Annotated in this window: 13 protein-coding genes; all 13 read right to left on the minus strand. The window is 67.2% G+C overall.

Annotated elements, in window-relative coordinates:
* Positions 1 to 70 precede the first annotated feature (70 nt).
* Positions 71 to 403, minus strand: coding sequence for a hypothetical protein (locus tag OG251_RS20220; protein WP_326678505.1), 333 nt, complete (start codon positions 401 to 403; stop codon positions 71 to 73).
* Between the two features lie 12 nt (positions 404 to 415).
* Entirely contained in the window at positions 416 to 3,034 is a 2,619-nt protein-coding gene (locus OG251_RS20225) for a hypothetical protein (protein WP_326678506.1), read from the minus strand.
* A gap of 119 nt (positions 3,035 to 3,153) precedes the next feature.
* Positions 3,154 to 6,210, minus strand: coding sequence for a phage tail tape measure protein (locus tag OG251_RS20230; protein ID WP_326678507.1), 3,057 nt, complete (start codon positions 6,208 to 6,210; stop codon positions 3,154 to 3,156).
* Positions 6,211 to 6,412: 202 nt separating this feature from the next.
* Positions 6,413 to 6,925, minus strand: a complete 513-nt coding sequence (locus OG251_RS20235) for a DUF7426 family protein (protein ID WP_326678508.1) — start codon at positions 6,923 to 6,925, stop codon at positions 6,413 to 6,415.
* Positions 6,922 to 7,404: a phage tail tube protein gene (locus OG251_RS20240; protein WP_326678509.1), complete on the minus strand. Its 483-nt coding sequence runs from the start codon at positions 7,402 to 7,404 to the stop codon at positions 6,922 to 6,924. The genes OG251_RS20235 and OG251_RS20240 overlap by 4 nt, the downstream gene beginning before the upstream one ends.
* 12 nt (positions 7,405 to 7,416) lie before the next feature.
* Positions 7,417 to 7,851, minus strand: a complete 435-nt coding sequence (locus OG251_RS20245) for a minor capsid protein (RefSeq protein ID WP_326678510.1) — start codon at positions 7,849 to 7,851, stop codon at positions 7,417 to 7,419.
* Positions 7,848 to 8,195 (minus strand): hypothetical protein, encoded by a 348-nt coding sequence (locus OG251_RS20250; protein ID WP_326678511.1) that lies wholly within the window; start codon positions 8,193 to 8,195, stop codon positions 7,848 to 7,850. Before OG251_RS20250 ends, OG251_RS20245 begins: the two co-directional genes overlap by 4 nt.
* Positions 8,192 to 8,353 (minus strand): hypothetical protein, encoded by a 162-nt coding sequence (locus tag OG251_RS20255; RefSeq protein ID WP_326678512.1) that lies wholly within the window; start codon positions 8,351 to 8,353, stop codon positions 8,192 to 8,194. The genes OG251_RS20250 and OG251_RS20255 overlap by 4 nt, the downstream gene beginning before the upstream one ends.
* Before the next feature lie 152 nt (positions 8,354 to 8,505).
* The gene (locus OG251_RS20260) at positions 8,506 to 8,898 is read right to left on the minus strand and encodes a hypothetical protein (RefSeq protein ID WP_326678513.1); all 393 of its coding nucleotides are present in this window, start codon (positions 8,896 to 8,898) and stop codon (positions 8,506 to 8,508) included.
* 4 nt (positions 8,899 to 8,902) lie between these two features.
* Entirely contained in the window at positions 8,903 to 9,082 is a 180-nt protein-coding gene (locus OG251_RS20265; RefSeq protein WP_326678514.1) for a hypothetical protein, read from the minus strand.
* Complete coding sequence (locus OG251_RS20270) at positions 9,082 to 9,534, minus strand: hypothetical protein (RefSeq protein ID WP_326678515.1); 453 nt, start codon at positions 9,532 to 9,534, stop codon at positions 9,082 to 9,084. The genes OG251_RS20265 and OG251_RS20270 overlap by 1 nt, the downstream gene beginning before the upstream one ends.
* A gap of 3 nt (positions 9,535 to 9,537) precedes the next feature.
* Entirely contained in the window at positions 9,538 to 10,542 is a 1,005-nt protein-coding gene (locus tag OG251_RS20275) for a major capsid protein (RefSeq protein ID WP_326678516.1), read from the minus strand.
* Positions 10,543 to 10,554: 12 nt separating this feature from the next.
* Complete coding sequence (locus OG251_RS20280) at positions 10,555 to 11,331, minus strand: hypothetical protein (RefSeq protein WP_326678517.1); 777 nt, start codon at positions 11,329 to 11,331, stop codon at positions 10,555 to 10,557.
* Between the last annotated feature and the right edge of the window lie 21 nt (positions 11,332 to 11,352).

An 11,352-nucleotide genomic window follows, 5' to 3' on the forward strand; every position in this document is an offset into this window, starting at 1 on the left:
GGGTGTCTCCAGACATAAAAATGGCCCCGGCCGGAATCGGCACGGGGCGTACGGGGCGGCGGCTGTGTGGTCAGGTGGGCATACGGGCGGTCCAGTGGACCGGCACACCCACCCACGTGTCGGGGCCCTCGGCAGCGTCCGTGATCAGCACGAACAGCGTCCAGCCGGTTGCGGTGACGTTGATAGGCCGGGCCTCAAAACGGCCCGTCGAACCCGCGCCCGCGGCGATCTCACAGTTCATGATCGGCGCCACCGGAAAGGGCTCGGGAAACGTCACTGGCAGCGTGTATGACGCCAAGTTGGTGAACGAAACGACCAGCTGACCGGCTTGGTAGTCCCGGGTGTTGAGCCTGGTGTCCGTGATGCGCATGCCGGGCTGCCACAAAGTGGCGGGTACGGGCATGGTGGTTCTCCTCTACAGGGCGACGATGGTGGGGTCGGCCAGGCGCACATCTGCTCCGGCCGAGTGAGGCTTGACAATCCCATTGACGGCGCGAATCACAGAGAACGTCTGCGCTGCGCCCGTGCCGCTGATCGCCGTGACGGTCACGACTTCACCGCCGAGCTTCACGTTGAAGGGGAAGTCCGCAGGGAAGACACTCGACGTGATCCATGGACGGCCAGCCGTTACCGTGACGGACAGCGCCGCAGCCGCAGCCGTGGCGTCCGCGGCCAGCTGAGACCCGCTCGTATCGACTCGTCCGCGAGTTCCGTCCCCCACGACTCCGACGTGGTACGGACTGGCCGGCGCACCGACCAGTGTCACCACCCACGCCCGGGGACGCGGCTCGTGCTGTATCTGCATGACGTGCAGATCCGTGGATGCGGCCCCAGCCCACGGCGGTAGCCCATTGAGCCGGATCAGGTCCCCGACGCGTAGACGCAGCACTGCGGGAATCAGCTCCGGGTGCCGGTGCAACTGCACGCGGATGCTTGGCCACCGCGGCTCGTCGACCGTGCCGCAGTGCGCCAGCCATGCGGCGATTGGCTGCGCCTGACCGTCAGTGGCGAGGTTCAGCTCGATGGCTTCGTCATAGATGCCTACACCGCCCTGCTCGGGCGGCAGCACGGAGAGCGGCCCAGCTTCTACGACGGCACGGCCCGACCCTCCCCCTGTACGCGTCACAGTGATGTCATTTCGTACTGACTGATCGTCTTCCACCGGTTCGAGAGGTGGCGCTATCTGTCCGGCCGCATAGTCCAGGGTCAGCGTCGGCCCCTGGTTATAGAGGCTCGTGCGGGGCCGGTAAGCCAGGCCGAGTGACCCCGGCCGCTCCATGAGGATTCCGCCGTCAGCCTCCGCGCACTCGTGCAGCAGGTCTACGAGCGTCTGCGAGGGCTGCGGCCCCATCGCCATACTGTCGGCAGGGTCGCCATAGACCGCGAGCGGCTGACCCTCTTCAGCGCTGACGCGAAGGGCCCGCGCGGCGGCAGTCTCGCCCGTGTACCCATGGTCAGCGAAGTCGAAGACCGGGGTTGCGGAGGGGAAGACAGCAAGGTGCCCCAGCGCCATACCGTCGTACTGGGAACCGTACGAACCCGACAGCCGACGCACGGCGCCCATCTGACCCGTGTACGACGTAGACCACATCTGCCCAGCCCCACCGATGGGGATGATCCACATCTCCAGGCGGACCAGGGCCCCATCCTGGCGGGCGGTCAACCGAAGTCGGTTCCACTGGCCAGAGGTAGCACCACCACCCCCGTTGATCAGGAGAGTGGTCGCCTCACCATCGGAGCCAGTGCCCACGAGTTGAGTAAGCCCCGATGCGCCCAGCCGCACAGACAGGCTCGGCCACACCGTCGACCCGGTCACGACGTCGACCAGCGGCATCGTCAGTGTCGGCGCCGCGCTCAGGTGGTAGACGAACTCCACCTGCCACGCAGTTGCCACAGCGGTCCCGGGCACTGTGGCTACCCAAGTTGTTCCCGCGGCCATGGTGGGCAGCGGGTCCGATCCGGGGAGCGTGGCATCCGATCCGTAGCTGAACAGGGTGGTGCGCATCGGTGCAACGCCCGGCAGCGGGCTGTACGCCTGCGTTGCTTCGCGGCCCTCTTCCAGCGGCCAGTACGCCACCGGGGCACCCGTCGGAATGCGCCGCCGCAGCGTCGAGGCGAGGGCTTTGCGACCCTGCTGCATACGCCGCAGCACCCCGGACGCCTCGATCGGTACCCACACATCGGCACCCGACGGCGCCCACCTGGACGGCCAGGCGCTCACCTCCCCCACGAACAATGCCGCACGGTCGTCAATGCGCGCGCCGCCGACCACTGACCACGTGCGCCCGGTGCTGTCCACAAGGGACCCGGCGCCTACCGAGGCAGCGCCGAAATTGACGCGCACGACCGGTGCGCCGCCGACGCTGCCGCGCACCTCTGCCCCGTGTACTGCCCCGGACAGCCGCCCGAACCCCAGCCCGGCAATGTCAGCGATCTCCAGCGGGGCGCTGCTCGGGTAGAGAGACGTCGTGCCGCTCTGGACAGCGGGAGACCCCAGCATGGTCCAGGGGCCAGCCAGCGTGGGAGCGGTGTAGAAGGACACCGTCCGGCCGCCGGCCCCGTTGTCCGCGTCCAGGGTGACGCGCACCGCGCCGCGCTGCCCCGGGGCGTACTGAGTGGGGAGTGATGTCGCAGCCAGCAGTGCAGTCCCATCCGGCGACCACACAAATTCAAGGGCTCCCGACGCGCGGAGCAGCAGCCGCCACGACCTCTGATTTCCTGACGTGGCGTAACGGCCGATCAGTTCGCACCCATCGGCCGTATACGGCCCCGCCCACATTTCCGGTGTCAGGTCGATACGTAGATCGATGTCACCGGTCGGCAGTCCAGCGCTGGGAGTTGAGGCGCGTGACCCTGCCTGCCCGTCGACCGCGAGGTACGTCTCGCCCCCCGGCACAGTGATGCGTATCGGGGTGTTCCGGCCGAGCAGCCCGAAGTGCGGCGATAGAGGGTTCCGCGGGCTGTACCGACCGTCGCGGTTGTTGAGAGTGAGACCCAGAGTCGACGGATCAACTCCCGTCCCCTGAGCGCTCATTCCTACGGTGGTACGAATCGGGTCCCGGGTGTAGACGTGCCGAGTCACGTCCACCCAGGACCCGCTGATGTGGAGCTCGGCGCGTAGGCCAAGTGAGCTTTCAGGAAACGCCACGGCGCCTACCTCCTTCCGCCGAGAACGACTTGCACGTCCCCGCCCCTTGCCTGTACCGACTGTCGTAGCTCTTCGACAAGCCAGTCCGACCGGCGCGAACCGTCACTGCGAATCTCGATCACGGTCCGGGCCGGAGCCGATGTTGGCCCCGCACCGCCGTACGCGCCCCCGGCAGCGACCGGAACAGCGGACGGGTCGACCAGCGCGGCCATGCTGCGATCGACCGCAGCCTGACCGCCCTTGATGCCGCGTACCAGCCCTTGCGGGATGTACCGGCCGATCGCCGCCATTACTCGCGACGGCGAATGAATACCAAGAGCCTGCCGAATGGCCTTCTGCATACCCAGGGCAATCTTGAGCATCTGCCGCTCAATGCCCTTTTGCTCATTCTGGAGGCCCCTTACAAGCCCCCGTGCGGCATTGATACCAGCGCCGTACATCGCATTCCCAGCAGTGTCCCCAGCGGCCGTAGCCGCCTTCACCAACTGCGCCTGCTGCGAATTGATCTGCGCAATCTGCGAAGTGGAAGCATTGGCGAGCACAGCGGCCGATGCCGCGCCCTGCTCGACTCCAGCCTGAGCAATTTGCGCAATCAAGTCCGAGCGAACACCCTTTTTCTTCAACGCAGCAAGCTGTGCGGCAAAGCGCTGCGCTTGATCGACCCGTGCGGCCAGGGTGTTGATGATGGTGTCAGCTGTGGCGGGCCCGTCCAGCGACGTGATATTGCCACTGGCGAGAACACCATTGCGGACATCGGCGGAAAGCTTTTCGCGGGCAGAGACCTGATCCGCGAGACGCTTTTGTGCCGCCTTCAGCTGCGAGGCAACCCGTACTTCGCGGTCTACGAGTTTCAGCAGCGTCTTACTGCCCGAGCTGATTTTCCCAAGGGCCTTTGACCGCTTCTTGCCCGGCTTGAGACCGTCAGTAACCATTTCGGCAAGCCGCGCCGAAGCGGCCTTGATCTGCTTGGTGGAGCCGAGCAGACCATCAATCAGACCGCGAGCAATCCACCGGCCTTGCTCTTTAGTCACACGTGCTGGCGAGTGAATTCCGAGCGCCTTAGCGATCGGCCCCGGAATCACGTCACGAGCCCAACCCATAATTTGCGACTTGATCCAGCCGCCCATGGACTGAATGCCGCGCCAAAGGCCCTCGACCACATTCCGGCCCTTGCCGTACAGCAGACTCCCGAGCCCGACAATTGCGCCGTTGATGCGCCCAGGAAGCTTGGCGACGAAACCGAGTACGGCTAGCGTCTTCTCGGCAAGACCCGATTTAATCCGGTCCCAGTGCCGCAGGAAAATCGAGACGATATTCCATTTGATGAGGAATCCCAGGATCGCCCCGCCGATGGATTTAATTTTCTCCCAAACCCAATCCCACGCCTGAGCAGTCCATTTCTTGATGGAATCCCAGTTCTTCCAAATCAGAAGTCCAAGACCGACCAATGCGGCGATGACCCAGCCGATCGGGCCCATGGCGATGACCCAGGCCGCAGCCATGCGCGCGCCCTGAATCAGGCTCTGAACGCCCATGAGCAGCCACGCACCGACCACCCGCGCGCCAGCCGCCACCTGTGTACCAGCCGATGCCAGAGAAGACGCGCCGGTCATAACCCACGCCGCAACAGTGCGAGTGGCCGAAACAGTCGCGGTGACACCCATGAGTATGAGTACCGGCACCAAAGCGCCACCCACAACCGCGGCAAGCACCCTCAGTGTCGTCGAATTCTGCTGCGCCCACGTACCGAGTTTCATCAGCGCGGGAATCACCTGAGTGCCCAGCACATTCACGACACCCTGCTGCATACCCCGCTTGAATTGCTCCAGACGCACCCCCGCGTTATCACGCAGGGAATTACCCATCTTGTCCGCGGCGCCCTTGAAGTTGCCGAGATTGGCCACGGCCTTCGAGGGGTCGAGTGACAGCAGCGCCTTTTGCATGTCCTCGGATTTGGTGCCGAAAAGCTCAGCCGCGGCAGCGTCCCGCTTGACGGGATCTTCCATTTCGCGCAGCTTATCCAGGGTCATTTGCAGGGCCTTGGTTGCCTGCGGCCCACCCTCGCCCATCATTCGGACCATCTGACTCGAATTCAGCCCGATAGCCTTGAATCCGCCAACAATCTTGTCGGACCCTGCGACGGCTTCAATAGTGAATTCCTTCAACGTGTCCGCGATGGTGTCAGTATCGCGTGCACCCGCCTTGAGACCCTGGGACATGAGCCCCGTGGCCATCTGAGCATTTAGTCCCAGGCGCTGAAAAATGACCGAATACTCATTGAACGTATCCATGACGTCATCGGCACGCGGGCCCATCTGCTGCATACCCTTGGTGATGATATCCAGGGCCGTTTTCGCGTTCGGAGCAAGACCCGTTTTCATGATCTGCCCGACCGCATTGGCGGACTGTCCGAGGTCCAGCTCGAAAGTCGCCGCAAGGTCACTGACCTTCGTACTGATCGCCTGGATCTGCGAATTCGTGGCACCGGGCGGGAGGAGTCCCGCACGCATCGTCACAGAAATAGCATTCGCAGCCGTCTGGAAATCGGCTGTTACCGCGTCCGCGTACATCTTCCCGGCGATCTGCCCGTACTTCTGAGCCACAGCCGGAGTAGCCCCCAGCTGTGCACCGAGCCGCCCCGTAATTTGCGACTGCTCCAGCTGCTGAGCCATGCCTTGCATGAGCACCGCGCCGGCCGCAATCCCAGCCGCGGCAGCAGCCATCTTGATGCGGGAGAAGCCGCCCTCGGCAGAGCGGACGGCACCGTTGGCACCGTCGTCAGCACCGCGCCGCAGGCCATCGCCCAGCGAGTCACCCGCGGCTGAACCGACCCGTCGGCCGGCCGCGACGAATCGCCCGCGGGCGTCCCGAATTGACCCGTCGGCCGCGCGGGTCAGCCCATCGCCGAGTGCCTGCCCAGCAGCCTGACCGGCCCGCTCCGCATCGTCGGTCATCCGCTGCCCCGACGTACGGAGACTGCCCTCCGCGCGCCGAAGCGCCGGCCGCACCTCGCCATCGTCAATCGTAATGAAACCGGTCAACTCGCCAATGGTGAGCGCCATAGCTACCGCCCCCGTTTCTGCCCGGAGTCGGGCGGTGCGAAGGTGCGGTGTATGCGGCACTCGGTGCTCAACAGACCGGTAATGCGGAGCCGGAGCCAGCGCCACTTGCGCTCGCGGAGAATGCCCGACTCGACGTCAACGCCGTAGACCTGGTGGAGATCAGCCTCAATCAGCTCCCACCGGTCCAACAGGGCATCCCAGGTCAGCGCGGGGCCGCCTTGGCCTTGCCCTTGCGAGCCGAGCCCGCCTTCGTACCACTCGTAGAGGCCGGTGTCGGGGTCGTACTCGCCGCACCCTTTGCCAAGGAGTCGCGCGACGCCGACCGCCTCGCCGCCCGATTCGCTTTTCCCGGGCCGGTGCCGGTGTTCCAGTAGGCTTCCGCGGTCTCGCGGTCAGCAGTGATCCACATCATGGCCGTGAGCGCCACGTGTCGGAAGCGGCTCCAGCGCACATCCGCGAGCAGCTGCTCGTACGTCGCACCGAGGCACAGCCGGTAGAGGTCGATCTCCTCCTTGTCGTCGAGGGCGGGTCCGTCGAGCGCGTTGCCCCCGGCTGCGAGCCGCGCGGCCAGCGTGGTGATGCGCTCGATCTTGAGCCCGTCCTCGGCCGCAGGGTCCTCGATCCGGTACGTGCGCGTCTCCCCGTCCTTCCCGGTAACGGGAAGTTCGAGGACATCGTCAAGGAAATCGCCGAGTGCGGCGAACCCCCCACTCACGGGGTCTCCACCGGGTTCGCGATGGGCAGGAGCGGGCCATCACCAGTGAGGGTGATCTCGACCTGATCCAGCGCCGTGTACTCCCCGCCGGAGGGAGCCCACGTCACCAGGGCGTGACCCTCGTACGCCTCGGGCAGGCCCCGCCGGTCCAGGTATCGGACGTGAACGCGCGAGGCGGCACCGTAGGCGAAGCTGGCCAGCCGCAGCGCCTCATGCACCGCGTTGTACGTCTTCGCCGTCTCCGCGATCCGCCGGTTGATCGTGAGCGACAGCTCCCACGCCTGGCCCGTTTTGGTGTTCCCGGCCCAACCGTCGCTGTCGTAGTCCGAGGAGTCCTCGATGTTCGGTTCGGCGGCCGGCTGGAAGCTGGTGATCCCGGGGCAGACCTTCCAATCCGGCGTGGTCCCCGTACCGATGTTGATTTCGATCCGCCACCGTCGGGCGAGCGCGACAACGTCGGGCTCAACAGGTGTACTCATGGGCGCGGTTCCTTACTCATAGGTGTTGGGTGTCGCCCTGCTCGTGCGGGCGTAGTAGTTGGCGGTGATCTCCATCCGCCCGTTCGCGTCGAGGCCGAGAGATGCCTCGGAGGCCCGCCACATCAGCGCCACGGGGACGACACGCAGCCGGAAGTACTCGCGGCCATGCAGCGCGTCAAACACCCCGTCGGCGAGGGCGTATACGGCGCGTGGGTCACGCCCGGCGCGCATCCGGACCTGGACGGCGGTGATCGCCTCCGGCCCCCCGGTGTCCTCGATCGGGTACGGGGTCAGGCACAGCACCCGGTCCGGCTGTGCGGGCATGACGCCCAGCACGATCGCCGTACCTGTCGTGGGGTACGGCTCATCCGGCGGCCCGTAGGTGCCGAGCCCCTGCTCGGCGAGGAGTTCGGCCAGGCCCTCGACGACGTCGGCGGTGTAGCTCACCGCAGGGCCCGGCGCATCTCGGCGGCGATGATCTCGCCGACCGTGTCGGCCTCCTCCGCCATGGGGAGTTCGAGGAATTTCGCCGTGCGTCCGGCGTCGTGCCGGTAGTCCATCTCCTCATGCTGCCGGACGGCGTACGGGGTGTCGTAGGCGACGGCGGCCGTCAACGACTGCTCGTCCACGGTGGCGGTGCCGCTGCGTTCGAGCGTGCCCTCCTCGATGGGGACTCGCTCCCGGCTGACCTGTAGGACGTGCTCGGAGCCGAGCCGCAGACCGCGAACAGCACCGTCGTGGGTGCCCCGGATCACGGCGTTGCCGTTCCAGGTGAGGCGTGCGCGCGTCACTCGCAGAACACCTCCGTACTCTCAGGCACCGGAAGGCCCGGGGCGGTGTGGGCGGCGACGTGCAGCGCGGTCGTCACGCGGCCGGACGGGAGGGAGATGCGGGACTGCGGGGGGCAGTCGAGCCCCGGTGCGGCGATGACCTGAGCAGTGCTCGTCACCTCGGCTCCGGTTCGGTCCCGGACGGTGCGAACCCGTTCGGAGACAAGCGCGGCCACTGGTGCGCCCGGCGGCCAGTACACCGGCCCGACAGGACCCTCACCGCGGTACCGCTGAACGACGATGCGGTGCGGCATCAGCCAGGATGGTGCCCTCACCAGACCACCCCCGGCAGCAGTCCAGCTCGGCGCAGAGCGCGAAGCGCCCGCGGGCCTAGATCTACCTCGGACCCGACCGGCCCGCCCTTGCGGCCGGACATGGCCACAGGCCCGATGCTCACGGAATCCCACTGGCCGGCCGCGCCGGTGTCGTCCCCGCCCTGCTCCGCGACGTACTCAACCTGCGCGCACGTTGCAGCGGCCAGTGCGGCGGCCACGTCCGGATCAGTCGGCATTCCGTCGGTGTCGGTGTCGTAGATCGCGGTGAGCAGTGCATCGTCCACGTCCTCACTGGCACGGGCCAGGAGAGCCGCGATGTCCTCGCCCGGCGGTATGGGGCGTGCCCCGGGTCGCGCTGTGTACTGCTCGGGGGTGGCGTACACACGCACTGGCCTACTCCTTCGGGGGCTCCGGCGGCTTCCGGCGCTGCTTGGTCTCCTCGACCCCGTAGCCGTGCCGGCGCGCGTACGCGATGACCGCCGGATCGTCCGACTCGGCGGTTCCGTTGGCGAAATAGGTTCCGCCCGGCCCGGGGCCGGTGAAGTCCTCGACAGGGGTGTGCAAAGTGGCCATTACGGGGCCCCTTCCAGTGTTGTGATGCGGGCGGCCAGCTCGGCAAGGACGCCTTGCACCGTGGTGGCGGTGCCGGGCCCAATCGCCGTAGCGGTGACGGCCGTTGCGGCATGGGTGTGGTTGCCTGCGGCGGCGGTCGCCGCAGTGGTGCCGAGTGCGAGCGACGACGTGCCCGCGCCGATCGCGGTTCGGACGGCAGCAGGATCGGCGGCGGTGAGAACGCTGCGTCCGGTCGCCGTGGCGTCCGACACCTGCGCCGCGGTGTGCGTGTGCGCGGCAGGCGGATACGACGTGGGCTTGCCAGTGATGTCGGCCCACGCGATCGGCTGCGCGGGCCCGCCCGTGAGTTCGGCCAGTACTTCGCTGAGCGGCCGGCGGGACTCGCCAGAACCGACGTCAACCGCCGGGGCGGCGAGCGCGCTACGGTGCTCGCCGCCCGGGGTGTCGATCATCGGTCAGCGCACCTTCAGGTTGCGGAAGACGGTTGCCGCCTTCGTGGCCTTGAGGACGACGCCAAGCGGGCCGAGTTCGACTTCACCTGTCTTGACGGCACCGGACGACGTGAAGTCGGGCAGCCACGTACTGACCAGCTGCCCGCCCATGGTGCTCACCCCGTGGAAACCGTCGAGGGCGGCCCGGTAGGCGTACAGGTCGGTGAGACCGGTTGCCGCGGTGCCGCCGACGGTGCGGTTCTCGATCGGGATGATCGGGTCAGAGGTACCAGGCTTGTCGCCCGGGTCGGCGAAGATGATCCCGCCGTACGTCTCGCGGACGATCGGCCGACCGCCGGGGCCCATGAGCCCGTCCACCGGGTCCTTGGTGTACATGCCCGCTCGGCGGGCAGCGGCCCGGACGCGGGCGAGCGCGGTCTTGTTGCCGAGAATGACGGTCGGGGTGCCGTCGAGCAGGGACAGCCACTCGTCGATGGCGTCGAGTGCCTTGTGTTCTGCGCGGGTGCTGCTGTCGAAGTCGGTCCAGTCGGTTACCACGGTTGCGCGGTGCTCGGTCGCAGTACCGGTGAGCGCCTTGTCGAGTCCGTCGAAACCGTCCTCCTCGACCGCCACATCACCGTTGATCACGGCGTCCTGAAACTTGGTCCGAGCCGCCTTGATCTTCTGACTCATGTTCAGCGCGACAGTGCCGGACGCGGCCGGGCCCAGCTTCGCGATGACGCGGTCCACCTGAAACGATCCACCGAGCACGGACAGCTCGATGCTGTACTTCTGCGTAGTCACGTTGCTCGGCGAGTACTCCGAGTTCAGCGCACGGAAACTGGCGGTGGGCTGGGTGATCAGGCGCCGGTAGCCGTATTCGAGGGTCGCGCCCCCGCCGGCCGGATTCACGGCGTCATCGAACGTGAGGCTGTCGAGGACCGCGCTCTCCTTGCGGAACTCGTCGATCACCTGGACATCCAGGTCTTCCTGGGTGTTGTTCTTCGCCTCGGCGAGGGTCACGGGCATGAGGTGGTACTCCTAGGATCGGCTGCCCATGCGGGCGGCAACGGCGTCGTGCAGGTTGGTGGGCTTCCGGTCTCCGGCACCGGCGCCGGAGAAGTCGGCGCCGCCCTTGACGGCCCCGGCGGGGCGGACCTTGTACAGGTCGGGGTCCGTGTCGACCTCGGCCGTGATTGCTGCCTTCAGCTGCTCGCCGAAATCGGCGGCGGCGGGGTCGAGCGCGGCAAGGCGGTCGGTGAACGACCGGCTGTTCAGCAGCCGGTCGGCACGCGCCTGCTCGGTCTGCGCCGCTTTGTACGCGGCGAGGTGTACCGCGGTCTCACGGGCAGACTTCTGCGACTCGGCGAGCTGCTGCGTCAGCTGCTCGGGCGTTGCCTGCTGGTCGTCCTGGACCAGGCCGAGCGCGCGCCCGATCTTCTGCGCGAGGGCCTGTTCGGCGGCCTGAGCGGCGTTGGCCTTGGCCACGGTCCGAGACTTTCCGGCTTCGGCGCGGGCGTCGCTGATGGCCTTCTGCGCCCATGCGGGGAGCGTCGACACGTCACCTTCGGCGGGCTGCTGGCCCTGCTGCTGGCCGGTGGGGTCCTGCCCGCCCTGGCCCTGCTGCTGGCCATCGGCCGCGCCCTGCTGTCCGGTGTCGGCACCGGCCGCGCCCTGGCCTCCGTCGCCCCCGGTGCCGCCCTCTCCGGTGCCGTCGCCTCCGGCGATGGCGTAGATCGGGCGGCCGTCGGCGCGGTAACCGAGGACGGCCCCGGCCGGGTACGTGGCGAGCGGGTGACGGTACGCGGGGGTGTTCATCGTGTGCACTCCTGGTGCGGT

This window comes from Streptomyces sp. NBC_01237, assembly GCF_035917275.1.
Classification (GTDB): Bacteria; Actinomycetota; Actinomycetes; order Streptomycetales; family Streptomycetaceae; genus Streptomyces.

Bases quoted from the DNA above. Each gene is read 5' to 3' on its own strand.
- OG251_RS20265 (WP_326678514.1), bottom strand. From the start codon at position 9,082: ATGGCCACTTTGCACACCCCTGTCGAGGACTTCACCGGCCCCGGGCCG.
- OG251_RS20240 (WP_326678509.1), bottom strand. From the start codon at position 7,404: ATGAGTACACCTGTTGAGCCCGACGTTGTCGCGCTCGCCCGACGGTGG.
- OG251_RS20280 (WP_326678517.1), bottom strand. From the start codon at position 11,331: ATGAACACCCCCGCGTACCGTCACCCGCTCGCCACGTACCCGGCCGGG.
- OG251_RS20275 (WP_326678516.1), bottom strand. From the start codon at position 10,542: ATGCCCGTGACCCTCGCCGAGGCGAAGAACAACACCCAGGAAGACCTG.
- OG251_RS20230 (WP_326678507.1), bottom strand. From the start codon at position 6,210: ATGGCGCTCACCATTGGCGAGTTGACCGGTTTCATTACGATTGACGAT.
- OG251_RS20225 (WP_326678506.1), bottom strand. From the start codon at position 3,034: ATGAGCGCTCAGGGGACGGGAGTTGATCCGTCGACTCTGGGTCTCACT.
- OG251_RS20220 (WP_326678505.1), bottom strand. From the start codon at position 403: ATGCCCGTACCCGCCACTTTGTGGCAGCCCGGCATGCGCATCACGGAC.
- OG251_RS20270 (WP_326678515.1), bottom strand. From the start codon at position 9,534: ATGATCGACACCCCGGGCGGCGAGCACCGTAGCGCGCTCGCCGCCCCG.